Source organism: Asticcacaulis taihuensis (assembly GCF_900100255.1).
Taxonomy (GTDB): domain Bacteria; phylum Pseudomonadota; class Alphaproteobacteria; order Caulobacterales; family Caulobacteraceae; genus Asticcacaulis; species Asticcacaulis taihuensis.
On sequence record NZ_FMTS01000005.1, the window covers coordinates 211,938 to 236,728 of the forward strand.

Consider the following 24,791-nt stretch of genomic DNA (forward strand, 5'->3'; position numbering starts at 1 on the left):
GGAACCGAAGCCTGTCAGCCAGGGGAAAAACTGAGGCTTCGGCAATGACGGAGATCAGCGCATCACGCCAAACAGATAGAGCAGAAGAATGACGGGGATGGGCACCCCTACGAGCCACAGCAATATGCCTTTCATGCCTTATCCTTTTTGGTCCTGTGCGTTTTGTGCTTTTTGTTTGTCGGCTTTGGCCTTCAGGTCGGTCGAGGTTTCCGACACCGCGCTGGATGTGACCTTGCCGGTCTTTGACAGTGCCGAGGAAGCGGCCTGGCCGGTATCCTTCAGCGCATCGCCGACCTTGTCTATATTGTCCTTGTCGGTGGCTTCATCGGCCGCCTTGCTGACCACTGCGGGCAGCGCATCGACCGCCTTGCCGACCTGATCGCCGGCGGTCACGACATGCGTCTTGTTATAATACCAGACGCCGGCGACCGCGACGATCAGCAGAAGAATGATGATCAGGACAAACCGGCCGAAACCGGAACCGCGGGTATATTCCGTCATCGATCAATCATTCCAGGTATCAGCGATATGAGCATAGATGGCCAGTTCGCCGAAATCCTCATCAATGTCGAACAGCTCGGGAATATCGTCCTCGAAATATTCGCCATCGATGCTGACCTGACGGACCGGCGTGGGTTTCGGTGCGGGGAAGGGAATGATCTGTGCGTTCATGACTGTCTCCTTCATCGGGAAAATTACATCTTAGGGTCCATGACCGGCGGGATTTCCGACGGCAGTTCCGGATTGCCGTCCGGCGCCGGCGGATCGTATTCCGGTGCATTGTCCGGCGGCGGCGTTGTGTCCGGGGTAGCGGGTTCGACTTCAGGGTCACCGGCAGAAGCGAAGGTTTCCTCGACCGCTGGAATAAGACTACTGATACGGCGTAGCGCCTTCGACATTTCCTCGACGCGGCGTTCCTGGTCGGTCGAGGGGGCAAGATTGCCGCCTTCACCTTCGAAGCGCAGGAAATCATCCAGCGACAGGGCCAGTTCCTTTTGCGCCTCGATCAGGGTGTCATAGCCGACTTCACTGATCTTCTGCGCGGCGTCGAGGCCCTTGAGATAGGTGGTGGTCCAGTCATTCAACCTAGCCACCTGGAGCTTGACATCGGTCTTGAGCCGGGCGGCATCGCAGCCGGACAGAAGCCGCTTGAGGTCATGCGACATCTTCTGAACGGATTCGATATGATCGTGGTCATAGAGCGCGGAAAGGGCCTGCGGATTCAGGGCCGCGCTGCCGGCCGGCGCGCGTTTGACCTCGCTTGCGGTCACACCCTGGCTGGTTGGGCTGGTGCGGACAGAATTGTCGCGGACGTGTGTGTCGGGCATGGCCACCTCCTCCTGGCAATAAGGTTGGAGGTCAGCCTAACCCTAAAGCCTGCAAGGGCTCAGTGCCTAAGCTTCGCATTGCGGATAAGGGAGCGGTAAAGGGCTCAGGCCGGCTGGCGCGCGGGAATGGCGCCGAGCTTCTGCGCCAATATGCCGGGCAGGACGGGCTTGGAGATATAGTCGTCCATGCCGGCCGCCAGGCAGCGTTCGCGGTCACCGGCCAGGGCATGGGCCGTGACACCGATAATGGTATGGCGCGGGTCTCCGGCCTTTTCGCCTTCGCGGATATGGCGGGTGGTATCGAGGCCGTCCATGCCGTGCATCTGCACGTCCATCAGGATGGCGTGGAAGGGCGGGGAGGTCTCGATCAGGTCCAGCGCCTCGCGCCCGGATGTGGCGGCGACCGTTTCATAACCCAGTTCATCAAGCATCAGGTTGAGGACCATGATATTGGGTTCGTAGTCCTCAACGATCAACACGGTCGGCTTTGCGCCTGCCGCCGTGACCGGTGCCTGGTAAGCTGTGGCGGGCTCGGCGGCGTTTTCCGGTGCGGCCGTCTCCGGGTCAGGCGCGCACGGCAGGTCGAGGGTAACGGTAAAGCTTGAGCCGGTGCCCGGATCGCTCTCGACCACGACATCGCCGCCCATCAGTTGCACCAGCGAGCGGGCGATAGAAAGGCCAAGGCCCGATCCGCCGAAGCGTCGCGTAATGCTTTCATCGGCCTGGGTGAATTTCTCGAATATCAGTGGCAACTTGTCGGCCGGGATGCCGATGCCGCTGTCATGGACGCGGATCATCAGCCCGCAGGTTTCGCCGTCAGACGGCCGGACATGCGCCTCGATGGCAATTTCGCCGCTGTCGGTGAACTTCAGCGCATTGCTGACCAGGTTCATCAAGACCTGCTGGAGCCGCGAACGGTCGCCGAGCATCCATTGACCCGCCGATTCATCCTCGACGCGCAAGGAGAGGCCCTTGCGCTCTATATCCGGCTCGAACATGACGCGGATATCGTGAAGGATGGCCGAGACCTGAAAAGGAATGCTTTCCAGTTCGATATGGTCGTCCTCGATGCGGCTGATATCGAGCAGGTCGTTGATCAGCTTGAGCAGCAAATCGGCATTGGTGCGTAGGGTCTCGACGATCTTCTGCTGGTGATCGTCCAGTGCCGTATGTGACAGAACCGTAGCCAGACCCGTCACCACGTTCATAGGCGTGCGGATTTCGTGGCTCATGGTGGCCAGGAAACGGCTCTTGGCCTGGTTGGCGGCTTCCGCGCGTTCCTTGGCCAGTTTAAGCTCGACGCTTTGCTGCGCATTTTCGCGCAACAACCGTTCCTTGGTGAAGGCGGCCACCATGATGGCCGGCAGCAGGTCGAGATAGGTCTGGTTGACGTCCTTCACCGCATAGTCGGCCGCGCCCTTTTCCAGCGCTTCCAGGGCAATGCGCTCGTCGCCGCCGGCGGTCAGGATAACGGCGGGCGGCACGACGGCCAGTTGGGTCAGGCGGTCGAGCATCTGCAGGCCGCTCATGCCCGGCAGGTTGTAATCGACCAGCAGCAGATCGAAATCACGCTGATTCAGCAGCGCCAGCGCTTCCTCGGCGGTGACGACGGTCTCTACCTTCAGCCCGATCCGTTCCATGCGCTTTTGCAGCAGGCGCGCCAGCGCCGCATCGTCCTCGACATAGAGGATATTCTGCATCGCGGGGTGCGTTGTCTTGGAAACGGGCGTTTCAGGCATGGTTCAGGCACACTCAGGGACGGGTATGTGGGACGCGAACTATGGTCAGCATAAGGCCAAGCTTCTGTATGGCCTCGGAAAAATCGTTATAACCCACCGGCTTGGTCATGAAGGCGTTGCAGCCGAGCGCATAGCAGCGATCGATGTCGCGCGGATTGTCGGTGGTGGTCAGTACAATGACCGGAATGCGCCGGGTGGTTTCGTCGGTCTTGAGGCGGCCAAGGATTTCAAATCCGTCGACATCCGGCAGGTTGAGATCAAGGACGACAACCGTCCGGTCGAGCGGCTGGGTATGGGCGTCGCTGCCGAAGAAATAGGTCAGGGCCTCGTGACCGTCCCGCAGGCGGGTGATCGGGTTGAGCACGCCGGCGCGCTGGAGATTGCGGTTGATCAGGTTGGCGTGGCCTTCGTCGTCCTCGATCAGGACCACTGAAAAGGGCTGGGTAAAGGTACTGATCATGCCGCGTCCTCACCCTTTATCGTCTGGTCATTGGAGGCGGTCACTGGCATCCGCTTCGGCAGGCTGACATGGAAGGCTGTGCCGACACCTAATTGGGAGTCAAACCAGATGGCGCCGTTCATCTTGCGCAGGGTGGCCTTCACGAAAGCCATGCCTAAACCTAAGCCGCGCACATCGCCGGTATTGCGGGCGCGGCGGAAGATATTGAAAACACGGTCGGAATCCTCGGCATCGATGCCCCGGCCATTATCGCGGAGCGTGAAGATATAGTCGCGGCTCGTCTCCTGGCACGACATCTCGATGCGCCCCGGCTCGCCGGGCTTAAGATATTTGACGGCGTTATCGAGCAGGTTGGAAAAGACCTGTTCGAGCGCGATCGGATCGGTGATCAGTTTCGGCAGGGGTTTGACATTGACCTCGACCGCCTTGCTGCTGATCTCGTAGCTCTGGGCGCCCAGGCATTTGTCGAAGACGGCCTGGGCATCGACCAGTTCATCCCGGTAGACGAACTTGCCGATGCGCGACAAGTCGAGAATGGCGGTGGTCAGGGTATCCATGCGATCGACGGCATTGCCGATGAAACCCAGGGCTTCCGGGATGTCCTTGCGCAGGATATGCTCCAGTCGCGCCCAGGCTTCCGCGCCCAGCTTTTTCTGCTGCGGTTCGAGCAGGTCGTCCACCTCCTGCACGGCCAGGGCCAGTTCATGCGAGAAGCCCTTGAGATTGACCAGGGGCGAACGCATGTCGTGCGATGTGATGTAGGTGAAGGCTTCCATGTCGTTATTGAGCTGGCGCAGTTCTTCCTCGCGGTTTTTCTGCTCGGTGATGTCGGTATGGGTGCCGATCATGGTGCGGATCTGGCCGAACTTGTCCCAGGCGCCGACGCCGCGCGCCATCATCCAGCGCCAGGTGCCGTCCTTGTGTTTCAGGCGGAAGATGTTGTTGTAGGTCGGGGTCTGCTTGATGATGTAGTCGTGGCGCACCTGCATGTAGGCGTCGAAGTCGTCCGGATGGACCAGGGCGCTGAAGGTGTGCATGTCCGTATCCAGCTCGTCTTCGCCGTAGCCGAGCATGGCCTTGAATTCTTTGGACATATATATGGTTTCATTGATGAAGTTCAGCTCGAAGACGCCATCGTTTGTGCCGTTCATCACGGAGCGGAAACGCGCTTCGGCACCTTCGTTGAGCGCCCGGATATCTTCGTTTTCACTTTCTAGGCGGATGATCAGGATGGTGCCGCACAGAACGATACCGACACCGAGGATCGTGCCGATGACAAGAATATAGAAGAAGTTGGTCTTGCGCGGCTCGACCAGGTCGCGGCGGGTCTTCACGCTGGCCAGACGGTGGGCGATGCTGGCTTCGATGATGGTCTCCACCTCGTCCATCTGGGCACGCTGTATGCTGAGGGCGTTCTGGCTGACCTGCCCGCGGCCATGCGCGTGCATGTAGTTCATCTGCGATTCCAGCAGCTTCTGCAGGCTGTCCACGCGATCCAGCAGGCTGTTGGTTTCAGCGAAGGCGTTGGATTCGTAATAGGTGGCCTGGCGCAGGGCCATGATCTCGCCAGGCAGGCGGTCCGAGGCAATTTCATAGGGTTTCAGGTAGGTCTTGTCGCCGGTCAGCACATATCCGCGCACCCCGGTTTCCATATCGACAATATCCATCAATATGTTCTTGGTGCGCCGGATGTTTTCGTACTCATAACGCATGTAATCATTCAGGTTTTGCGACTTCTGGTACTGGTCGTAGATGACGAGGCTGAAGGCGCACAGCGCTATCGAAATGACGCTGAAAAATGCCAGATACAGGTGTTTGACATTGAGTCCCCACGGCATTTTCATCAGGATCGGCCAAACCCCCTGCGGCGCAGTAATCAACCCCTTGTCGGGATTGGTAAAACCCGCGGTTTTTACACGCACAAACTCTCTCTCGTGATCACGCTAATGCACGAGCGGTAATAGGGCAATAAGCGAGGATGGGGATAATATAAAGAAGGCGTAAGGACGATATGCGAGAAAATAGCCAAAAATCGTCACAGTGAACTGGATTTTGGGGGCTTCTGTGCCCTGGCATTCGATTTGTCACGCGATCTGCGCAGGCCGGACCAAAAGGCGCCGGCCACATCGCCGACCTTGTTTATGACGGGCGCGACGATCGGTGCCTGGCTTTGAAAAATCTGTTCGACATCACTGCGCACCCGGCCGAAAAGCGCGGCGGCTGCCCACCCGGATGCCCCCAGAATGACAAGTGTCAGGGCCGTCGTGGAGAGCGTGGCCGCCACAACGCCAATGCCGGCCGCCACGAGCTGCAGGTAAATCACATACAGCAGGCCGGCGATCATGAGGGCGGATAGAATGATGCCGAACAGACCCATGAGTGTTGCCAGCATCAGGTTGGAAACAGCACTCATGACATGGGTTTTCGAGTCGTTGAGCTTCTTCGTCGCCGACAGAAGGTCAAAGATTCGCGTGACCCAGAACATGAGCGGGAATACCTCCTGAAGCTGACAATCTGTATCCGGATGAAATCTTAACGGCGGGTCAGTAGGGCGCCCAGGATGAAGCCGGCACCAAGCGCGATGGCGGACGAGCGGACCGGATTGGTCTTGATCTCGGTTTCGATGCGGTGCGTCGCATTCTTGCTGCCATCGAGCGTGCGGTCGAACAGGCCGCGAACCTTCTGGCCCGCTTCGTTGGCATAGCCGCTGACATCATTCAGGATGTCGTGGCCGCGGTCATTCAGATCACGGGCAGCTTCGCGGGCATTATTCGAGGCTTCGCGGGCGCTGCTGCGGATGTCATGTTCGGCCAGGCTCTTGGTGACATTGGCGGCGGCCTTGGTGGCGGAAGACAGCATGGGGTAATCTCCTGACTGAGTGTAACCGGAAAGTCCGGCGTTACAGATATTTCGGGGAGGAAGAATGGGGGTCACGTTCACATCAGGCTTGTCTGAAACCCAGGGGCTGGGGGGGCGGAGAAGGGCTTGAGAGAAGCGGATGTGAACGTGATGATTGAAGACTAAAGGCCGGGCTTTAAGGAAGCCATGTGCAGGCGGACAGCCATAAATAAAGAAACCATAAACGGGCTTAGTGCCGTAAAGCGACTTACGTCATTCTTACCGGTAATCAGGCGCTCCGGTGCATCAATTTTACGGGCGAAACCCTATGGTCATGATGACTGCGGAGATGTCCGCGGCATTGATTTTAAAATTGATTTAAAGGAGAAGCCACATGACAGTTAAGGCCAGTATCAAGGAAACCACGGGGGCCGCCGAAGAAGAACTGGGTGAAGCCCTGGGTGATGCCAAAATGGCCGACAAGGGCCGCCAGTTGCGCAATGAAGGCCGTGTTGAAAACGGCAAAACGCCGAAGACGACGGTCCCCGGTACGCAGAAGGAAAAGCACCATATGGGCTCCTGAGCCCGGAAGGTATGATCTGAAAAGACCTCTCCCGGATGCCGGAAGAGGTCTTTTCTATGTTTATTCGGCGGCATCCCTCTGTGCGGCGGCATCATAGCCCAGGTGCGCCAGCAGATCCTTTATCTTGATCGAGGCGAAGTGGATCGATGAGTCGGCCACACCATAGGGCATGAATATCCATTCGCCGCAGCGCAGGGCGCCGCAGGTATAGATGACGTTAGGCACATAGCCTTCACGATTGTCTTCGGAAGGCGACAATAAAGCCTCCTTTGAGCGCGCCAGGACGATGCGCGGGTCATTCTTGTCCAGCAGGGCGGCGCCAAGCGAATAGCGCCTGACAGGCCCGACGCCGTGGGTCAGCACCAGCCAGCCCTCATCCAGTTCGATCGGCGAACCGCAATTCCCCATCTGGATCAGTTCCCACGGCGCCTCCGGCCCCAGGATCTTGTCGCCATTGTTCCAGGTGTATTTATCGTCGCTCTCAAGATAGAAGATGCTCTCGTGATCGAGCCGTCCGACCGCCGCCCAGCGGCCGTTGATCTTGCGCGGAAAGAAGCCCAGTCCTTTGTGCTGCGAGGCGGCGCCGCGAAACGGCGTCAGGCGGAACGAGCGGAAATCTGAGGTTTCAAAGCATTCGCAGGCAATTTCACGGCCGTTATAGGCCGTATAGGTGCCCATGATGGCCGAGGCGCCGTTTTCATCGATGAACTTGACCATGCGCAGGTCTTCCAGGCCGTTGGTCTGCGAGCGCGTTACCGGAAACAGCACGGTTTCGGAAATCGGGCACGCCTGATGGCCATGAACGGTGATGGCGCCGTCAAGCGGCGCATTGCCAAGAGGCTTGGCGGCGACGGCAAAATCGGCTTCCGGCTTCAGTTCCATCGTGCCGTCCTTGTAAAAGGTGCCTTCGCGGAAGGAGATGGTCGAGATATGGCCTTCGCCGACCGTGCGCGTCGACATGATGAAATTGGTGCCGCCATTGGCATTGCTCTGGTCGGGATGCACCACCACGCTGGGGTTCATGACCGCGGCCGCCTGATAGCTGTATTCATGGCAGAAATAGGCACCGATCAGGGCCATATGGTCCTCGTCCAGGTGCTCCATGCCGCCCTGCATGGCCTGCATGGCCTTGAAGCGATCCAGGAAGATACCGCGCGTCTGCCAGTGCCGGCCGGTAAAGTCGCGGTTGACGATTTCAAGCTCCTCCCTGACTGTATCGGGCGACATGGCCGAGATCGCATTGCAGATGCGGGTGACGCGAGACATCGCCCCCATGGCGCTGTCTCGCGGATTGACGGAAATCGAAAACGGCAGGATGACGACGCGGTCCGGATTGGAGCGCAGCATTGTCGGGCTGATCAGCATGTCGGTCATTTTGTAACCCCTCAGATGGGCAGTTTAAGCAACGCAGATGGCGGGGCGCCTGCGCGACCCGCCTGACTTGTGATATCTGTATCCAGCGGACTACAGGTCAGCCTTCAGGGCCGCCCAGCTCATCGGATACGAGAGGATGGATTCCGCGCCCTGGTTGAAATTGAGGCCGTTGGGATTGAGGCCGTCATAGCAGCCGCCTTCGCCATCGAGCAGCGACAGGCCGGCGGTGTTTTCGCCATGGAACCAGGCAAAGGCGCGCAGGGCTTCTTCCCGCCACGAATGGTCGCCGGTAATACGCCAGGCGCTTAAAGATGCGTCGATTGTGGCCAGAACCTCCAGCGGCTGCTGGTCGTAGAGTGGGTGATCCGGGCCGTCGTCGGAGAATTTGGAATTGGGGATCGGCACGAAGACGCCATCCCTTATCTGCTTTTTCATCAGCCATTTTTGCGCCGTCAGGCCGTCTTCAACCATGTCCGGCTCGGCCAGGAAGGCGCCGCCCAGAATGAGCCCCTCACTGATGCGCGCATTGTCATAGGCCAGGTCAGGTTCGAACCACTCGTGCCCGGCACGCGCATGAGCTTTGAAGCGCTGGTGCAGATCGCGCGTGAAATACCGGACAAGCACCTGCATTTCCTGGCCATCGCCGAACACGCCGAAGGCGCGGACCAGCGACTTGATCATGACGGCGCGCGACCGCAGGCTGGTCCAGCTTTCGACCTTTGGCAGGATCTGCGTGCCGAGATCGCAGGCCCACCGCCTCAGGTCTTCCGGCAGGCCAGAGCGGGCGACATCGACCAGAGCTTCGCAGGAGCGGGCATTGCAGTCATCAAAACCGCCGTCATCGAGCCAGTCGCGGCCATAGGACATGAAATTACGGAAACTTTCGCCATTCCAGGCGTGATTCAGGAAGGCGGCATACCGATAAGCCAGCGAGACCTGCCCGGCGGTCAGTGGCATGAGGCGCGACTGCCGGGCCACCAGGGAAAGCGCGCGGGCATTGTCATCGGCACAATAACCATGCTGGCGATCCGGCAGGCGGTACTTGCCATGCTGGAAAATGCCGCAGTCGTCGGTCATGCGTTCGATAGCGGCCCAGGATGGCGGCGCCGGCAGGGCGGCGGCATGGCGCTTCGGGGCTTCATAATGGGCCACGTCATCGGTGGCGCGGGCGACATAGGCGCCGGCCACGGCGGACCAGCGCGAGGGCTGGGCGGCCAAATAGGCGCGCATCGACATGTCCGCGCGGATCTTGTCGGAGGCCAGCAGTTTGGTAATCGCTTCGGCGAACGCCTTAGTGTCATGGAAGTCGCACAGGATGCCGACGCCATCGGCCAGAGCCTCCACCGCGTGCCAGTAGGGCGTCGAAACTGTCGGGCGGCCGAGCGCCAGGGCATAGGACAGTGTACCTGAGGTGATCTGGGTTTCGGTCAGATAGGGCGTGACATAGACATCCGTCGCCTGAAGAATATCGATCAGGTCGTTGTCGCTGATAAAGCGGTTGATGAAGCGGATATTGTCCTCGACGCCCAGTTCGCGCGCCATGGCTTTCAGGCCGTCGCGGTATTTCTCGCCTTCGTGCCTGACCAGGTGAGGATGCGTGGCGCCGATAACGAGATAAACCACGTCAGGGCAGGTCTTGCGGATGTCCGGCAGGGCGGCGATGACCGTTTCAATACCCTTATTGGGAGACAACAGGCCAAAAGTGGTCAGGGTCTTCTTGCCGGCCAGGTGCAGGTGTGGCTTGAATTCGGCGGTATCGCGCAGAGGCCGAGACGGCGCGCCGTGCGGGACGATGCTGATCTGCTCCGGTTTGACGCCATAGACGCGCTGGAGGATATCAGCGCCTTTCTGTGCCATGGTGACCAGGGTCGAGGACAGGCGGATCAGCGCCTGCATGACCCGCTTCTGTTCGTCGTTCGGCTTTTCCAGGATCGTGTGCAGGGTGGTGACGATCGGGAAATTGACGCGCTCCAGGCATTCGATCAGATGGGCGCCGGACGGGCCGCCATAGATGCCGAATTCATGCTGTACGAAAAGCACCTGCGTGCCGTCGGCATTGAGTGTTTCGGCGAGATCGCGGTAGGCGGCGATGTCATCCTGCGGAATCTGGTGCGTGACTTCGAGCGGATAATCGTAGGTCGCGCCGGGATCATTCATGGCGATGACGTCCCAGTCGGTATTCGGCAGGGCCTTGCTCAGGCAGGCATACATGTCACGGGTAAAGGTGGCCAGGCCGCACTGGCGCGGCGGGAAATTGCCGATGATCGCGGCTTTGGACAGGACGACATCTTTGCCCGACAGGCTGTCATTCAGCGTCGTGGCGATGCTTTGCGGCAAACCTTCCGTTTCAACTTCGGCATCATGGGCAATTTCGAAACTGTTGGCCTGCAGCATGTCCGGGCTCCGCGAAGATGAAAGGCGCCCAGCAGAAAAGTCACAGATAAACCGTCTGAAAGAACCTTTGCGGGCATCGATGGAATGAAGGCGGCGGGGCTGATATTACCTCGCTTCTGATTGACAGTGGCGGTTCGGCTGTAAAGATTCAGTATGATTCACGGTGCGGCGCAATAAACGGCCTGTCACACTTGCGTGACTCAGGCGGCGCGAACAGGTGTGAAAAAGCTGTTGGCGGTCAGTCGGCCGGTGCGGGGATTATCGGTCAGGCGGGCGCCATCGAACAGGGCGCAGTGAAGCACGTGGCTGCAATAAATCACCAGACGGTTGAATTTTGGCGCGACTGTTTCCAGCAGTTCGTAATTGGGCGTATCTGGCCCGGTATAACCGGTCAGGCGGTCACCCAGGGCGTCCAGTTCGCTGGCAACCATCGCCATATAGGCTTCGCGGCGGGTACGGTCGATCGATTCAAAGCCTGTGGGTATGTGCCGGAAAAAGCCGGTGCCGCCGGCCTGGTCACGGCCGAGATAATGCACCATGGCCAGGCAGCGCGGATCGGGCTGGTCATAATGCGGAATCTTTTGCAGCGGCTGCATTTCCTCGGCGGGCAGGGTCGACAGCGCGAAGAAGGCGCGGGAGAGCAGCCGGCCGTCACCGATGTCGAAAGCGCGCATCAGGCTGGGACGCAGGATCGGCAGCAGGGTTTGAAGATAGGCCGGTGGCAGCGGCGCGTTGAGGCCGGGATAGAAGGTGGCCTCCGGTGCCGAAAAGGAGGTTTGCGCGGCGGCTTCAACCAACTGTTCCGGGTTGAGCAGAACATCGTCTATGACGATGAGCGGGTGCAATTCTTCGCCATAATGGCGAAGTTGCACGCGGGCGGCGGGATTGATCTGGATAACGAGATCGGCAGCAGACATGCCCGATCCTAGCGCAGATTCCACGACTCTGCCCGTGATTTTTGAAGTGATTTTTAATGCACGAAATTTTGAACGGCAAAAATGCTGCGTCGCAATATGGATGCTTGACGCGGATAACGGCCGCTGACAGGTTTCAACTCCCAATGTGCAGATTAAATGTCACAACCAGATGACATACTGCCGTCATTACCGAGGCCAGACCCTTAACCTCAGATGCTCACAGGAGCCGCCAATGACCAGTAGCCATTTTGTCACCACGCCCGATGGGGCCGAGATATATTTCAAGGACTGGGGGGCGAAAGAGGCGCCCGTCATCATGTTCCACCACGGCTGGCCCCTGTCATCGGACGATTGGGACACCCAGATGCTGTATTTCCTGGGCAAGGGTTTCCGCGTCGTCGCTCACGACCGCCGCGGCCATGGCCGGTCTTCGCAGATCAGTGAAGGTCACGACATGGATCATTACGCCGCCGACGCCAATGCCGTGGTCGAACATCTCGACCTGAAGAACGCTGTCCATATCGGTCACTCGACCGGCGGCGGCCAGGTGGCGCGCTATGTGGCGAAATTCGGGGGAAATGGCCGGGTTTCCAAGGCCGTGCTGATCAGCGCCGTCACGCCGATCATGCTGAAGACCGAGGCCTTCCCGCTGGGCTCGCCGATCGATGTTTTTGACGGCCTGCGCGAACAGACGGCCAGTAATCGCACCCAGTTTTACAAGGATCTGCCCATTCCCTTCTATGGCTTCAACCGCGACGGCGCAAAACCGATCGATGGCGTGATCGACAACTGGTGGCGTCAGGGCATGATGGGTAGTGCCAAGGCGCACTATGAAGGCATCAAGGCATTCTCCGAAACCGACCTGAGCGGTGACCTCAAGGCGATCGACGTGCCGGTGCTGATCATGCACGGTGATGACGACCAGATCGTGCCTTACAAGGCGGCCGCTCTGGAAGCCGTCAAGCTGGTCAAGCACGGCGCGCTGAAAATCTACGAGGGCTTTCCGCACGGCATGTGTACCACCCATGCCGATGTGATTAATCCGGACCTGCTGGCCTTTATCCAGTCTTGATCTGATATCGCCGCCGGTCTTCTTTGAGACCGGCGGTTTTCATGTGCCGTTCAGCGCCTGATACAGCGTTGACTGACGCTCTACGCCTTAACGGGAAACGGCTTCCCAGCGTCCTGAAGTCTCCGAACGGAACAGGGCGTCGATGATCCGCATATTGATGCGGGCGTCCTCAATGCCATAGGGTAGAGGGCTTTCGCCGCGCACGGCGGAGGTAAAGGCTTCGCCCATCAGGGTATACTGGTTCGATGGTTGCAGGGTATGCGTCACCGCCGTGGCGCCATTGAAGCTCTGGCCGTCATCGACCGTGATGACCTGCGGGGCATCGGGCGGCTGGTTGAAGGGGATGGACAGTGACAGGCGCGCCTTGTCGCCCATGATGGTGACGCCTTGGCCGGGGGTAAGCGCGGTCGAAACGGCGAAGGTCAGTTGGCGCCCCTCACCGAAATCGAGCAGGCCGGAGGTGATGGTATCTGTGCCGAAGGTCGCATCCCTGCTGATCAGAGCCATGACGCGCACCGGCTCGGCCTCGAAAAAGAAGCGTCCGGCGACAATCGGATAACAACCGATGTCCATCAGGCCGCCGCCGCCCCATTCCACCTTGTTGCGGATATTATTGGCGTCCATGTTGTTGTAGCTGAACCACGACTGGATTATTTTCGGCGCGCCGATGGCGCCTTCGCGGATCAGCCGGCGCGCCTCCAGCCATTGCAGCGAATGGCGCACCATAAAGGCTTCCATAATGTGAACCTTGTGGCTCACCTCGGCCAGTTGGTCGAGCTCGGCAGCATTGAGCGCCATTGGTTTTTCGCACAGCACATGCTTGCCGGCCCTCGCGGCGGCAAGTGTCATGGGCACATGCAGGTGGTTGGGCAGGGGATTGTAGATGACCTCGATCTCCGGATCGGCCAGCAGGTCTTCATAGGATCCGTAGGCCGCTTCCAGGCCGAGTGTTTCGACAGCGCTTTTTGCAGCGTCGAAATTGCGTGACGCCAGCCCCTTCACGCGGATCAGGTCACTCTGCATCAGCGCCGGGATGACCTTGTTGACACCGATCTTTGCCGTGCTCAGCACGCCCCATACGGTCTTTTGCATCTATTTCAGTCTCTCGATGAGCGCCATGGCAGCGGCGGGATTCAGCACCTTATGGCCGCTGATCACATACAGGAAGACGTCGTGAGGCTTCGGCGACTGTTTTTCACCATAGGTGGCCAGATCGCCGGGCACCTGGCCCTCGGCGAGCGTGCGGGCGCGATAGGCCCATTCATCCAGCGCCTGTTCGCTATAGCCTTTTTCATGCTGGTCGCTTGTGCCCATGATGCGGACATAGGCGAAATCGGCGGTCAGGTCGGCGATGACCGGGAAATCGCTGTCGGCGCCGGTGATAATGGCCACATTATAGTGTCGCGCCAAATCGACAAATGCCCTGCACTGGAACGTCGGATGACGCACCTCGACGGCATGGCGCAGGCGAACGCCATCCTGCTCCGGCGGCAGCAGCTTGAAGAAGTTCTCGAAATCGGCAGGATCAAATTTCTTGGTGGCCATGAACTGCCAATTGATCGGCCCCAGCTTCTCCTTCAGTTCGGTAATGCCGCTAGCCAGAAAGCGCTCGACCGACTCCTTCGATTCGGCCAGGTTCTTGCGGTTGGTGGCGTAGCGAGTGCCCTTGACAGAGAAGACAAAATTATCCGGCGTCTCCGCCCGCCATTTCTGGAACGAGGACGGCTTCTGTGCGCCGTAATAGGTGCCGTTGATCTCGATCGAGGTCAGCTTGGAGGATGCATATTCAAGCTCGCGTTTCTGCGCCAGGCCCTCGGGATAGAAGGGGCCGCGCCAGTCTTCATAGGTCCAGCCGCCGATACCGACATAGATGGTCATGCGTGTCTCCCTTACATAAAAAATTTTGCTGCGTCATAATTCGCAATTCTATTTGCCAGTTGGTGTGGCGAAGTACCCGATTGATTTGCCAAGTCAGGCAGTGCTCCGGCAGCCAGAAGTAGCTCTATTGTTTCACCCGCACCTCGATAGTTAAATACAGCTCGAAAGAGAGCGGTATTGCCGAAACTATCCTGAATATTGCAAGAAGCGCCACTTTCCAACAACATGCCAATTGATTTCGCATCTTGATTTTGGGCAGCGAAGTGTAAAGCGGTCCAACCCTCCCGATCTACAGCATCTACCGCTACACCTGCTGTTATTAAATCGCGCACCTTTGAGTGATCCTGATCAATAACGGCTTCGTGCAGCTCGGTCCTCCTGACCGCGTCCTTGATGCTCATATGATTACCCGATCCGTTTCCCTTGCTGACATGTTCTGATGTGGTGCCAAACTATGCTATAAAAAGCCAATCTAAAATGTGGCAGTATTTTACATGTTCACTTTATGTTCTTGTTGTGGCAAGAGTCAATGATTATGGATAGTGACCTTCCAGAAATGCGGCAAAGAAAGATCATCCATATCGATATGGATGCCTTTTTCGCGTCGGTGGAACAGCGTGATCATCCGGAGCTGCGCGGCAAGCCGGTGGCCGTGGGCGGCGGCTCCGAACGCGGAGTCGTGGCGGCGGCCAGTTACGAGGCGCGCAAGTATGGCGTCCATTCGGCCATGCCGTCGGTTACTGCCAAACGCAAATGCCCGGACCTGATTTTCGTGCGGCATCGCTTCGATGTCTACAAGCAGGTGTCGCGTCAGATCCGGGATATTTTCGAGGACTACACGCCGCTGGTCGAGCCGCTGTCGCTCGATGAAGCCTATCTCGATGTCACCGAAAACCGCAAGGGCATGGCCTCCGCCACGGAAATCGCGGAGGAGATCCGCGCCCGCATCTGGGAGACGACGCAACTGACCGCCTCGGCTGGCGTTTCCTACAACAAGTTCCTGGCCAAGCTGGCCTCGGATCAGAACAAGCCCAACGGCCTGTTCGTCATCAAGCCGGCCATGGGGCCGGTATTTGCCGCCTCATTGCCGGTCAAGAAATTCCACGGCATCGGCCCGGCGACGGCAGCCAAGATGAACCGGCTGGGCCTCTATACGGGCGAGGATATCCGCAACCAGACGCTTGATTTCCTGGAGCAGCATTTCGGCGTGTCGGGGCGGTATTACTACGGCATTTCGCGCGGCATCGATCACCGCCAGGTCAGGCCCGACCGCGAGCGCAAGTCGATCGGCGCCGAGAACACCTTCTTTACCGACACGACTGATTTCGATACGGCCTGGGGGTTTCTCGATCCGTTGATCGACAAGGTGTGGCGCTATGTCGAGGCCAATGACATCAAGGGGCGGACGGTCACGCTCAAGGTCAAGTTTTCCGATTTTCGCATCATTACCCGCAGCCGGTCAGGACTTGTGCCTGTGATGAGCAAGCCCGAACTGACAGGGTATGTGCGGGCGTTGCTCGAAGGCGTATTTCCGGTGTCGAAGGGCATACGGCTTCTGGGAGTTACACTTTCATCTCTGGGAGAGAGAGCGGAAAACGAAACTGAACAATTAAGCTTGTCGCTCTAAATAAGATACCCCACCACCGCGTCTCCCTACGGTCGTGCGGTCCCCGGCACCGGCCGCCCGGCTTCCCAACAAGTTGGGGAGGTATAAAAAGATAAATGCGACCTTCTTATACCTCCCCGGCTATGCCGGGGAGGGGGACCACGAGCGCAGCGAAGTGGTGGTGGGGTTTCTTACTTCTCCTACTACCCATTTCCTCAGCTTGTTATTTGGACGATGCGCGACTAGATTAACCTCATGTCTTCGCGTCCCGCATTGATCGATGGATTTGGCCGCCGCCTCAGCTATGTGCGGCTGTCGGTGACGGATCGCTGCGACCTGCGCTGCACCTATTGCATGAGCGAGCACCAGACCTTCCTGCCGCGCAAGGACCTGCTCAGTTTTGAGGAAATGGAGCGCCTCAGCCTGTTCCTTATCGACAGTGGCGTCGAGCGCCTGCGCATTACCGGCGGCGAGCCTTTGGTACGCAAGGGGGTGCTGGAGTTTATCACCCGGTTGGGTGAGCAGGTGCATGAGGGGCGCCTGAAGGAACTCACACTGACGACCAACGGCACCTTGCTTGAGGGCGCCGCGCCGGTTCTGGCCGAAGCGGGGGTAAAGCGCATCAATGTGTCGTGTGACAGCCTGAATCCGGAAGTCTATCGCCGCATCACCCGCGGCGGCGATCTCGGCAAGGTGCTGGCGGGCATTGAAGCGGCGCAAGGCGAGGGCATACATATCAAGCTCAATGTCGTCGCCCTGGCCGAGGATAACCGCGCCGAGATTCCCGATATCATCCGCTTCGCCCATAAGCGCGGTATGGATGTGTCCCTGATTGAGACCATGCCGCTGGGCGATGAGATTTCAGGCCGCGAGGCGCAGTTCGTGTCGCTGAAGGATGTGCTGTCGAGCCTACGCAGTTTCTGGCAGGTCGAGGGCGTCAGCGACACGACCGGCGGACCGGCGCGATATTATCGCATCGCGGAAACAGGGGGCAAACTCGGCCTGATTACGCCGCTCAGCCATAATTTCTGTGATACCTGCAATCGCGTGCGCATCACCTGCACCGGCCAGCTCTATATGTGCCTGGGCCAGGACGACCACGTCGATCTTCGCGCGGCCCTGCGTGAGGATGCCACGAATGGCGGCCTTGAGGCGGCGCTGGCGCAAGCTTTGGCGCATAAGCCAAAAGCGCATGATTTTTTCATTGCCGAGGCCGGGCTGGCGCAACCGGAACGTCCGCACGCACCGGCGCGGACGATGTCGCTTACAGGTGGTTGATATTGGCAAAGGCCGCGTCGTCAGACACGGCAATTGTATGGACATCCTGGCTGGCCAGGAAGCGCATAACCGCCAGTCCGCCCTCGGCTTTTTGCAGAGCCTCGCGCAGGGCATCGGCGACCGACACCCGCCACAGGGCGCACAGTGGATAGTCTCGTACACCCTTGAAATAAACCACGTCGGCGGGCGGGGCCGCCAGAAGCTGCGCTACCATGTCTTCCGGCAGGTCGGGCATGTCGCAGGGCGCGGTGATGACCTGTGTTTCACCCGCCGCTCTTGCCATTTCCAGTGCGCTCAGGACGCCCGTCAGCGGGCCCAGCTCGACCAATGCCGGGTCATCGAAGATCAGCGAAAGGCCAAGGCATGACAGGGGCAGGACGAGGGGGGTGCCCTTTGCGCCGGCATTTATGACGAGGCCGTTCACCTGCGGTTTGAGGCGGGCGATCATGGTTTCGATCAGGGTAGAACGGCCATAGGGCGCAAAGGGCTTATTACCGCCCATGCGTTTGCCTTTGCCGCCGGCCAGGAGTACCAGTTGTGGTGTCATGATATGTCAGTTTAAAGCCGGGGCGGCAGGTGTAAAGGCCGGGTTTTGAGTCTAACTGCCTGAATTATAACTCTCCTTATGGGTTTTTTATAAGGCGTATCTGGCTCCTTATTGGATGCTTATGCGGGCGCCCTATAGGGTTTTTGACAATCGGATGAACGGCCAGGCAGTCCGCCTGACCGCCAAGGGGCATGGCACAGGGGGCATGGAAGACGAATGAACAGAGGCAAGGCCGGGCGTTTGGGCAAACAATTCAGAATGGACCTGAGCGTATCGCTTGGCTTGTCCGTGGTCGCCATGTTTTTTTTCATCAGCGGGATTATTTCATACGTCAATATTCAGACCCTGAACCGCGACAGCGAGCAGATCGCCCATACCCATGAAGTCCTGCTGGGGCTGAACAATGTGCTGTCCACGATGAAGGATGCCGAGACCGGCCAGCGCGGCTTTGTCATCACCGGCCAGGAAAGCTATCTTGAGCCCTATAACGAGGCCCTGACCGGCATCGATGAGCAGATCCAGCGCATCGAGCAACTGACTCGTGACAATCCGGATCAGCAGCGCCGCATCGCCCCTCTGAAATCGCACATTGCCGCCAAGCTCCAGGAGTTGAGCACGGTCATCGAGATGCGCCGCAGCGAAGGTGTGCAGGCCGCCATGGCGCGTGTGGCCACCAATCGCGGCAAGGAAGACATGGATGCCATCAGGGCCCAGGTCGCTTTGATGCAGACGACGGAAAGTAATCTGCGCCAGGTGCGTGTCGCAGAGATGGATGCCGCCTATGACACGGCGGTCGCCAGTATTTCGGTCACCGCCCTGATCGGTGTCCTGCTATCAATCGTCATTACTATCATGATCAGTCGCGCCTCGGCCATGCGCCGCCGGGAGGAATGGTTGCAGGCCGGCCAAGTCGGGCTGTCCGCGGCCATGATGGGCGAGCAGAGGCTGGATCAACTGGGCCACAGCATTCTGGCCTTCCTGTCGGACTATGCCCATGCCAGTGCCGGCGCCTTCTACGCCCTGACCGACGGCGCCTATAAGCGCAGCGCAACTGTGGGCGTGCCGGAGCAGGCGCCGGTGCCGGTGACGTTCACGGCGAAGGACGGCCTGCTCGGCCAGGCCGTCAGCGAAGGCAAGGCGATCATGCTGCGAGACCTGCCCGCCACGGATGAGAACCATCATCTCTCGGTCGGTGCCGCGCTGGGTCAATGGCGCCCGCGTCACCTGCTGGTGGCGCCGGCGAAGTCGGAACGCCGGGTGGATGCGGTCATCGAACTGGGCTTCGTGGAGCCCGTTTCCGACCTGACGCTTGATTTGATGGCGCGGGTCTCCGAATCCATCAGCATCGCCGTGCAAACCGCCAACTACCGTGCCAACCTGCAAAACCTGCTGGAAGAAACCCAGCGCCAGTCTGAGGAACTGCAAAGCCAGGGCGAGGAACTGCGCGTCAATAACGAGGAACTGGAAGAGCAGGGGCGCGCGCTCAAGGAATCGCACTTCCGCCTCGAACAGCAGCAGGCCGAGCTGGAACAGACCAATTCCCAACTGGAAGAACAGACTGCCGCCCTTGAACGCCAAAAGGATGACCTGGCCCGTTCGACGAAGGAGATCGAGGCCAAGGCGCGCGAACTGGAGCAGGCCAGCCGCTACAAATCCGACTTTCTGGCCAATATGTCGCACGAACTGCGCACCCCGCTCAATTCGTCGCTGATCCTGGCCAAGCTGCTGGGGGATAATCCGGACGGCAACCTGACCGAGGAGCAGGTCAAGTTCGCCCAGACCATCCAGTCGTCCGGCAATGACCTGCTGGCCCTGATCAATGATATTCTCGACCTGTCGAAGATCGAGGCCGGCCAGATGGAAATCCGCGCCGAAAGCCTGTCCCTGGCGCGGCTGGTGAAAGACATGCAGCGCACCTTCGAGCCGATCGCGGCGCAAAAGGGGTTGGCCTTCAATGTGAAGATTGCCAGGGGATTGCCGGACACCATCGAAACCGATCGCCAGCGCCTGGAGCAGGTCTTGAAGAACCTGCTGTCGAACGCCTTCAAGTTCACCGAAAAGGGTTCGGTCGAACTGGCCCTGTCGAAGGACGGAGACGACCAGGTGGTCATGGCGGTCACCGATACCGGCATCGGCATTTCCTCGGACCACCAGGCCGCGATATTCGAAGCCTTCAGGCAGGCGGACGGCACGATCAGCCGTAAATACGGCGGCACCGGCCTCGGCCTGTCGATCTCGCGTGAACTGACCCGCCTGCTTGGTGGCGCCATCGCCCTGAAAAGCACGCCGGGCAAGGGCTCGACCTTCGCCCTGAACCTGCCGCTGGCCTATGATCCGGGGCATGTCTCCACCGCTCTGATCACGCCCCTCCTGACCGGTGCGCATGAGCCTGACGATCATGCCCTGGCCGAAACCGCGCCGCCCGTCATCAAGGGCAAGGCGGTGAGGAAGCCCTTGCCGCCCGGCCGCGTGCAGGACGACCGCGACCGGCTCGATCCGAAACGCCGCACCATACTGGTGGTGGAGGATGATGTGTCCTTTGCCGGCATCCTCTATGAGCTGGCGCATGGCCAGGAGTTTCAGTGCCTCGTCGCCACCTCGGCCGAGGAAGCACTCGACATGGTGCAGCAATATACCCCGGCCGCCGTGGTGCTCGATATCGGCCTGCCGGATCATTCCGGTCTGTCCGTGCTCGATCGCCTGAAGCGCGATACCCGCACGCGTCACATTCCGGTCCATGTCGTTTCCGGCTCGGATTACCAGCATACGGCCCTGTCGCTGGGCGCCGTCGGCTACATGCTGAAACCGGTCAAGCGCGATGAACTGGTCGATGCCTTCAAGTCGCTGGAAAACCGCCTGAGCCAGCAGATGCGTCGGGTGCTGATTGTCGAAGACGATGAGGTCCAGCGCGACAGTGTGTCCCGACTGCTGAAATCGAACGACACGGAAACCATCGCGGTAGGCACTGCGGCGGAATGCCTTGACCTGCTCAAGAGTCAGACCTTCGACTGCATGGTGCTCGATCTCACCCTGCCGGACGCCACCGGCTATTCGCTGCTGGAAACCCTGTCTCAGGAAGACGCCTATGCCTTCCCGCCGGTCATCGTCTATACCGGCCGCGACCTCTCTTACGATGACGAGCAGAAGCTGCGCCGTTATTCGTCCTCCATCATCATCAAGGGCGCCAAGTCGCCGGAGCGCCTGCTCGATGAGGTGACTCTTTTCCTGCATCAGGTGGTCTCCGAGCTGTCTCCGGAACAGCAGACCCTGCTGAAAAAGGCCAAGAACCGCGACGCCATGCTGGAGGGCCGCCGCATTCTGGTGGTCGAGGATGATGTGCGCAATGTCTATGCCGTCACCAATATCTTCGAGCCCCTGGGCGCCATCGTTTCGATCGCCCGCAATGGCCGCGAGGCGCTCGACCTGCTGGAAAAGACCAATGACCGCAAGGACAGCGACAGCGCCATAGACCTGGTGCTGATGGACGTGATGATGCCGGAAATGGACGGCCTGACCGCCACGCGCGAAATCCGCAAGCGCAAGGACTGGGCCAAATTGCCGGTCATCATGCTGACGGCCAAGGCGATGAAGGACGACCAGGAGCGCTGCCTCGATGCCGGCGCCAATGATTACATGGCCAAGCCGCTCGATGTCGAAAAGCTTATTTCACTGGTGCGGGTATGGATGCCGAGGTAACAGACGTGACCCCCGTTGGGAACGTGAAAACGGAAGATATCGAAATCCGGCTGCTGCTGGAGGCGATTTTCCGCAGGTATCACTATGATTTCCGCGGCTATGCCATGGCATCGGTCAAGCGTCGCCTGATCCAGGCGCGCGAACATTTCCACTGCCAGACCTTCTCCGCCCTGCAGGATCTGATCCTGCATGATCCCGGCATGATGACGGCCATGCTGCCCTACCTGACGGTACAGGTCTCCGAACTGTTCCGTGACCCGCTCTATTTCAAGGCCGTCCGCGAAAAGGTGGTGCCGCACCTGAAGACGTACCCGTCGCTCAAGGTATGGATCGCCGGATGCAGCACCGGCGAGGAGCTTTATTCCTTCGCTATTCTGTTCCGCGAGGAGGGGCTGTTCGACCGCACCCTGTTCTACGCCACCGATATCAATCACGACGCGCTGAAAAAGGCCGAGGCCGGCGTCTACAGTCTCGACCGCATCAAGCTGTTCACCGAGAACCATCGCCTCTCTGGCGGCAAGGGGTCGCTGTCGGACTATTACAATGCCGCCTATGGCGCGGCGTCGTTCGATAAATCCTTGCGCAAAAATGTCGTCTTTTCGGATCACAGCCTGGCCACCGATGCGGTCTTTGCGGAGACCCAGATGGTCTCCTGCCGCAACGTGCTGATCTATTTCGATCGGGAATTGCAGGACCGCGCCATCAGCCTCTTCAAAGGCTCGCTGACGCGCAAGGGCTTTCTCGGCCTGGGCTCCAAGGAGACCCTGCGCTTTTCCTCAAGCGCCGACGCCTTCAGCGATTTCGCCCATGACGAGCGCATCTATCAGAAGCGGGATGGGACATGAGCATATCTGCCAGAAGTCAGCCCTCATCCAGGGAAGCGGCACCGCAGGCGGTGGTGATCGGCGTATCGGCCGGCGGCCTTAACGCGTTGTCGGCCATCCTGCCGCAACTGCCTGCCGATTATCCCCTGCCGGTCATGATCGTCATCCATCTGCCGCCGGACCGCAATAGCGTGGTCGCCGAACTGTTTGATGAAAAATGCGCCCTGACCGTGCGCGAAGCCGAGGACAAGGAAGATATCCTGCCGGGACATGTCTATTTCGCCCCGCCCGACTACCATCTGCTGGTCGAGGCCGATCATCGCCTGTCGCTCTCTTCGGAGGAGCCGGTGCTGTTCTCGCGGCCATCGGTCGATGTGCTGTTCGAGACAGCGGCTGATGTCTATGGCGAGGGCCTGATCGGGGTCATCCTGACCGGCGCCAACCCGGACGGTGCGGCGGGCCTCAAGGCGGTGATGGCCGCCGGCGGCCGGGGACTGGTCCAGCGGCCTGATCTGTCCTATGCCAGCGCCATGCCGGAAGCCGCGCTCGAATTCAGCCCCCAGGCCGAGGCCCTGAGCCTGGAGCAGATCGCCGAAAAGCTTCGGGAGGCGGTCTCAATATGAACCCCGCCCATATTCCCGTACCGATCCTGATCGTCGATGATCTGCCGGAAAACCTGCTGTCGCTTGAGGCCGTGCTGCGCCGCGACGGGCTGGAATTCATCAAGGCACGCTCCGGCACCGAGGCGCTGGAAATCCTGCTGCGTCAGGAAGTGGCGCTCGCCCTGCTGGATGTCCAGATGCCGGAGATGGACGGTTTTGAGTTGGCCGAGACCATGCGCGGGTCTGAGCGCACACGGCGCATCCCGATCATCTTCCTGACGGCCGGCGTCACCGACCGGGCGCGGCGCTTCCGCGGCTATGAGGCCGGCGCGGTGGATTTTCTCGAAAAACCGATCGAGGCAGATATCCTGCGCTCCAAGGTCGCTGTCTTTTCCGAACTTTACCTGCAGCGTCGCCAACTGGCCGTTCAGCGCGACAACCTGAAAGCCTTCGCCGAGGAAAACCTGCGCCTGCTGAAGGAAAGCCGGGAAAACGCCCAGGCGCTGAAGGAGGCTGATATCCGCAAGGATGAATTCCTGGCCACCCTGGCGCATGAGCTGCGCAATCCGCTGGCGCCGATCCGCAACGGTCTGCAGATCCTGCGCATGGCCCCGGAAGGCCCGCGGGCCGAGGAGGTGCGTGGCATGATGGATCGCCAGCTCACCCATATGGTGCGCCTGATAGATGACCTGCTTGATGTTTCCCGCGTCTCGCGCGGCCGTATCGATCTGCGCAAGGCCAGGATGAGTCTCCAGTCAGCCGTTCAATCGGCGCTGGAAACCTCGCGGCCGCTGATCGAGGATAACCGGCACAATCTGATCCTCGATATTCCCGAAACACCGCTGTGGGTGGAGGGCGACCTGACGCGCCTGGCGCAGGTCGTATCGAACCTGCTCAATAATGCCGCCAAATATACGCCACCCGGCGGTGAAATCCGGCTGACGATGCGTGAACATGACGGTCAGGCCGATATAGAGGTCGCCGATAATGGCCTGGGTATCGATCCCGACATGCTGCCGCGGGTCTTCGAGCTGTTCACCCAGGCCGACCGTCATCTCGATCGCTCGCAGGGGGGATTAGGTATCGGCCTGGCGCTGGTCAGCAAGCTGGTGGAGATGCACGGCGGCACCAGCCGCGCGGTCAGCGAAGGCGCCGGCAAGGGCAGTACCTTTACGATCAGCCTGCCCCTGTCCGATACGCATGGGGAATTCGCTGGTGAGGGGTTGCAGAAAAAACAGACAAGGGACGCTGCGCCCCTCAAGGTGCTGATCGTCGATGACAATGTCGATTCCGCCCAGACCAGTCTGTGGATGCTTGACCTGATGGGGCACAGGGGTATGGTGGCGCACGAGGGCGTCCGCGCCCTTGAGATGGCCCGTGAGCAGACACCCGATGTCGTGCTGCTGGATATCGGAATGCCGGGCATGGATGGCTATGAGGTCTGCCGGCAACTCCGGCAGATGCCCGAAATGAAAAACAAAACCGTGATCGCCCAGACCGGATGGGGCCAGGAAAGTGATCGCCAGAAGGCGTTTGCGGCCGGTTTCGACCATCATATCACCAAGCCGGTGAGTCTTGACCTGCTGACGCAATTGTTGGCGGATATACGTCTCACCGCAGCAAAAGCCGGAGACCCGCAACATGGCTGACGGACC

The 24,791-nt window shown here is 59.6% G+C and carries 23 protein-coding genes; 8 read left to right on the forward strand and 15 right to left on the reverse strand.

Annotation, left to right across the window (positions count from 1 at the left end; genetic code table 11):
* Window positions 1-138 precede the first annotated feature (138 nt).
* The 8 genes from BLO49_RS13360 to BLO49_RS13390 form a co-directional block, all read right to left on the reverse strand.
* Window positions 139-501: a hypothetical protein gene (locus tag BLO49_RS13360; protein ID WP_090649562.1), complete on the reverse strand. Its 363-nt coding sequence runs from the start codon at window positions 499-501 to the stop codon at window positions 139-141.
* A 3-nt stretch (window positions 502-504) separates the two neighbouring features.
* Entirely contained in the window at window positions 505-672 is a 168-nt protein-coding gene (locus BLO49_RS18430) for a hypothetical protein (protein ID WP_170828339.1), read from the reverse strand.
* Window positions 673-695: 23 nt separating this feature from the next.
* Window positions 696-1,328, reverse strand: a complete 633-nt coding sequence (locus BLO49_RS13365; protein WP_090649565.1) for a hypothetical protein — start codon at window positions 1,326-1,328, stop codon at window positions 696-698.
* 104 nt (window positions 1,329-1,432) lie between these two features.
* Window positions 1,433-3,067, reverse strand: a complete 1,635-nt coding sequence (locus tag BLO49_RS13370) for a hybrid sensor histidine kinase/response regulator (protein ID WP_245679031.1) — start codon at window positions 3,065-3,067, stop codon at window positions 1,433-1,435.
* 13 nt (window positions 3,068-3,080) lie between these two features.
* Window positions 3,081-3,527: a response regulator gene (locus BLO49_RS13375; protein WP_090649570.1), complete on the reverse strand. Its 447-nt coding sequence runs from the start codon at window positions 3,525-3,527 to the stop codon at window positions 3,081-3,083.
* The gene (locus tag BLO49_RS13380; protein ID WP_245679032.1) at window positions 3,524-5,449 is read right to left on the reverse strand and encodes a sensor histidine kinase; all 1,926 of its coding nucleotides are present in this window, start codon (window positions 5,447-5,449) and stop codon (window positions 3,524-3,526) included. The genes BLO49_RS13375 and BLO49_RS13380 overlap by 4 nt, the downstream gene beginning before the upstream one ends.
* 113 nt (window positions 5,450-5,562) lie before the next feature.
* Window positions 5,563-6,012, reverse strand: coding sequence for a hypothetical protein (locus tag BLO49_RS13385; RefSeq protein ID WP_090649573.1), 450 nt, complete (start codon window positions 6,010-6,012; stop codon window positions 5,563-5,565).
* A 47-nt stretch (window positions 6,013-6,059) separates the two neighbouring features.
* Window positions 6,060-6,386, reverse strand: coding sequence for an ElaB/YgaM/YqjD family protein (locus BLO49_RS13390; protein WP_090649575.1), 327 nt, complete (start codon window positions 6,384-6,386; stop codon window positions 6,060-6,062).
* Window positions 6,387-6,759: 373 nt separating this feature from the next.
* Here BLO49_RS13390 and BLO49_RS13395 point away from each other — a divergent pair, with 373 nt between their 5' ends.
* On the forward strand, window positions 6,760-6,948 hold the full coding sequence (locus BLO49_RS13395) for a hypothetical protein (RefSeq protein ID WP_090649577.1): 189 nt from the start codon (window positions 6,760-6,762) through the stop codon (window positions 6,946-6,948).
* Between the two features lie 60 nt (window positions 6,949-7,008).
* On the opposite strand, the gene BLO49_RS13400 is transcribed toward BLO49_RS13395, so the two are convergent.
* The 3 genes from BLO49_RS13400 to BLO49_RS13410 form a co-directional block, all read right to left on the reverse strand.
* Window positions 7,009-8,322 carry a glycoside hydrolase family 130 protein gene (locus tag BLO49_RS13400; RefSeq protein WP_090649580.1) on the reverse strand — a complete coding sequence of 438 codons (1,314 nt, stop codon included), beginning with the start codon at window positions 8,320-8,322 and terminating at the stop codon, window positions 7,009-7,011.
* Window positions 8,323-8,412: 90 nt separating this feature from the next.
* Window positions 8,413-10,716, reverse strand: a complete 2,304-nt coding sequence (locus BLO49_RS13405) for a glycosyltransferase family 4 protein (protein ID WP_090649583.1) — start codon at window positions 10,714-10,716, stop codon at window positions 8,413-8,415.
* A gap of 200 nt (window positions 10,717-10,916) precedes the next feature.
* Window positions 10,917-11,633, reverse strand: a complete 717-nt coding sequence (locus BLO49_RS13410) for a DUF6445 family protein (RefSeq protein ID WP_090649585.1) — start codon at window positions 11,631-11,633, stop codon at window positions 10,917-10,919.
* A 232-nt stretch (window positions 11,634-11,865) separates the two neighbouring features.
* On the opposite strand from BLO49_RS13410, the gene BLO49_RS13415 reads away from it, so the two are divergent.
* A complete protein-coding gene (locus BLO49_RS13415) occupies window positions 11,866-12,705 on the forward strand; it encodes an alpha/beta fold hydrolase (protein WP_181444860.1) in 840 nt (279 codons plus the stop codon).
* Window positions 12,706-12,792: 87 nt separating this feature from the next.
* On the opposite strand, the gene BLO49_RS13420 is transcribed toward BLO49_RS13415, so the two are convergent.
* Genes BLO49_RS13420 through BLO49_RS13430 form a run of 3 tightly spaced genes read right to left on the reverse strand, consistent with a single transcriptional unit; the run spans window position 12,793 to window position 14,984 of the window.
* Entirely contained in the window at window positions 12,793-13,797 is a 1,005-nt protein-coding gene (locus BLO49_RS13420) for a Gfo/Idh/MocA family protein (RefSeq protein ID WP_090649589.1), read from the reverse strand.
* Window positions 13,798-14,583 carry a DUF72 domain-containing protein gene (locus BLO49_RS13425; protein ID WP_090649591.1) on the reverse strand — a complete coding sequence of 262 codons (786 nt, stop codon included), beginning with the start codon at window positions 14,581-14,583 and terminating at the stop codon, window positions 13,798-13,800.
* A gap of 11 nt (window positions 14,584-14,594) precedes the next feature.
* Window positions 14,595-14,984: an ankyrin repeat domain-containing protein gene (locus BLO49_RS13430; protein WP_090649592.1), complete on the reverse strand. Its 390-nt coding sequence runs from the start codon at window positions 14,982-14,984 to the stop codon at window positions 14,595-14,597.
* 134 nt (window positions 14,985-15,118) lie between these two features.
* Between BLO49_RS13430 and dinB the strand changes: the two genes are divergently transcribed.
* Together dinB and moaA are read left to right on the forward strand one after the other, a co-directional pair.
* On the forward strand, window positions 15,119-16,210 hold the full coding sequence (gene dinB / locus BLO49_RS13435) for a DNA polymerase IV (RefSeq protein ID WP_090649747.1): 1,092 nt from the start codon (window positions 15,119-15,121) through the stop codon (window positions 16,208-16,210).
* Window positions 16,211-16,444: 234 nt separating this feature from the next.
* Window positions 16,445-17,467 (forward strand): GTP 3',8-cyclase MoaA, encoded by a 1,023-nt coding sequence (gene moaA / locus BLO49_RS13440; RefSeq protein ID WP_090649593.1) that lies wholly within the window; start codon window positions 16,445-16,447, stop codon window positions 17,465-17,467.
* On the opposite strand, the gene mobA is transcribed toward moaA, so the two are convergent.
* The gene (gene mobA / locus BLO49_RS13445) at window positions 17,454-18,014 is read right to left on the reverse strand and encodes a molybdenum cofactor guanylyltransferase (RefSeq protein ID WP_090649595.1); all 561 of its coding nucleotides are present in this window, start codon (window positions 18,012-18,014) and stop codon (window positions 17,454-17,456) included. The two genes, moaA and mobA, sit on opposite strands and share 14 nt — an antisense overlap.
* 216 nt (window positions 18,015-18,230) lie before the next feature.
* On the opposite strand from mobA, the gene BLO49_RS13450 reads away from it, so the two are divergent.
* From BLO49_RS13450 to BLO49_RS13465, 4 genes are read left to right on the forward strand one after another with little or no spacing between them, the layout of a single operon-like run.
* Entirely contained in the window at window positions 18,231-21,710 is a 3,480-nt protein-coding gene (locus BLO49_RS13450) for a response regulator (RefSeq protein ID WP_090649597.1), read from the forward strand.
* Window positions 21,695-22,555 carry a CheR family methyltransferase gene (locus BLO49_RS13455; RefSeq protein ID WP_090649599.1) on the forward strand — a complete coding sequence of 287 codons (861 nt, stop codon included), beginning with the start codon at window positions 21,695-21,697 and terminating at the stop codon, window positions 22,553-22,555. The genes BLO49_RS13450 and BLO49_RS13455 overlap by 16 nt, the downstream gene beginning before the upstream one ends.
* Complete coding sequence (locus BLO49_RS13460; RefSeq protein ID WP_090649601.1) at window positions 22,552-23,157, forward strand: chemotaxis protein CheB; 606 nt, start codon at window positions 22,552-22,554, stop codon at window positions 23,155-23,157. The genes BLO49_RS13455 and BLO49_RS13460 overlap by 4 nt, the downstream gene beginning before the upstream one ends.
* Window positions 23,154-24,785: a response regulator gene (locus tag BLO49_RS13465; RefSeq protein ID WP_090649602.1), complete on the forward strand. Its 1,632-nt coding sequence runs from the start codon at window positions 23,154-23,156 to the stop codon at window positions 24,783-24,785. Before BLO49_RS13460 ends, BLO49_RS13465 begins: the two co-directional genes overlap by 4 nt.
* Window positions 24,786-24,791 lie beyond the last annotated feature (6 nt).

Excerpts from the sequence above, each read along its gene's own strand:
- BLO49_RS13415 (WP_181444860.1), top strand. The coding sequence starts at position 11,866 with ATGACCAGTAGCCATTTTGTCACCACGCCCGATGGGGCCGAGATATAT.
- BLO49_RS13365 (WP_090649565.1), bottom strand. The coding sequence starts at position 1,328 with ATGCCCGACACACACGTCCGCGACAATTCTGTCCGCACCAGCCCAACC.
- dinB (WP_090649747.1), top strand. The coding sequence starts at position 15,119 with ATGGATAGTGACCTTCCAGAAATGCGGCAAAGAAAGATCATCCATATC.
- BLO49_RS13375 (WP_090649570.1), bottom strand. The coding sequence starts at position 3,527 with ATGATCAGTACCTTTACCCAGCCCTTTTCAGTGGTCCTGATCGAGGAC.
- BLO49_RS13405 (WP_090649583.1), bottom strand. The coding sequence starts at position 10,716 with ATGCTGCAGGCCAACAGTTTCGAAATTGCCCATGATGCCGAAGTTGAA.
- BLO49_RS13430 (WP_090649592.1), bottom strand. The coding sequence starts at position 14,984 with ATGAGCATCAAGGACGCGGTCAGGAGGACCGAGCTGCACGAAGCCGTT.
- moaA (WP_090649593.1), top strand. The coding sequence starts at position 16,445 with ATGTCTTCGCGTCCCGCATTGATCGATGGATTTGGCCGCCGCCTCAGC.
- BLO49_RS13395 (WP_090649577.1), top strand. The coding sequence starts at position 6,760 with ATGACAGTTAAGGCCAGTATCAAGGAAACCACGGGGGCCGCCGAAGAA.
- BLO49_RS13460 (WP_090649601.1), top strand. The coding sequence starts at position 22,552 with ATGAGCATATCTGCCAGAAGTCAGCCCTCATCCAGGGAAGCGGCACCG.
- BLO49_RS13425 (WP_090649591.1), bottom strand. The coding sequence starts at position 14,583 with ATGACCATCTATGTCGGTATCGGCGGCTGGACCTATGAAGACTGGCGC.
- BLO49_RS13455 (WP_090649599.1), top strand. The coding sequence starts at position 21,695 with ATGGATGCCGAGGTAACAGACGTGACCCCCGTTGGGAACGTGAAAACG.
- BLO49_RS18430 (WP_170828339.1), bottom strand. The coding sequence starts at position 672 with ATGAACGCACAGATCATTCCCTTCCCCGCACCGAAACCCACGCCGGTC.
- BLO49_RS13450 (WP_090649597.1), top strand. The coding sequence starts at position 18,231 with ATGAACAGAGGCAAGGCCGGGCGTTTGGGCAAACAATTCAGAATGGAC.
- BLO49_RS13420 (WP_090649589.1), bottom strand. The coding sequence starts at position 13,797 with ATGCAAAAGACCGTATGGGGCGTGCTGAGCACGGCAAAGATCGGTGTC.
- BLO49_RS13390 (WP_090649575.1), bottom strand. The coding sequence starts at position 6,386 with ATGCTGTCTTCCGCCACCAAGGCCGCCGCCAATGTCACCAAGAGCCTG.
- BLO49_RS13465 (WP_090649602.1), top strand. The coding sequence starts at position 23,154 with ATGAACCCCGCCCATATTCCCGTACCGATCCTGATCGTCGATGATCTG.
- BLO49_RS13370 (WP_245679031.1), bottom strand. The coding sequence starts at position 3,067 with ATGCCTGAAACGCCCGTTTCCAAGACAACGCACCCCGCGATGCAGAAT.
- BLO49_RS13400 (WP_090649580.1), bottom strand. The coding sequence starts at position 8,322 with ATGACCGACATGCTGATCAGCCCGACAATGCTGCGCTCCAATCCGGAC.
- BLO49_RS13385 (WP_090649573.1), bottom strand. The coding sequence starts at position 6,012 with ATGTTCTGGGTCACGCGAATCTTTGACCTTCTGTCGGCGACGAAGAAG.
- BLO49_RS13410 (WP_090649585.1), bottom strand. The coding sequence starts at position 11,633 with ATGTCTGCTGCCGATCTCGTTATCCAGATCAATCCCGCCGCCCGCGTG.
- BLO49_RS13360 (WP_090649562.1), bottom strand. The coding sequence starts at position 501 with ATGACGGAATATACCCGCGGTTCCGGTTTCGGCCGGTTTGTCCTGATC.
- mobA (WP_090649595.1), bottom strand. The coding sequence starts at position 18,014 with ATGACACCACAACTGGTACTCCTGGCCGGCGGCAAAGGCAAACGCATG.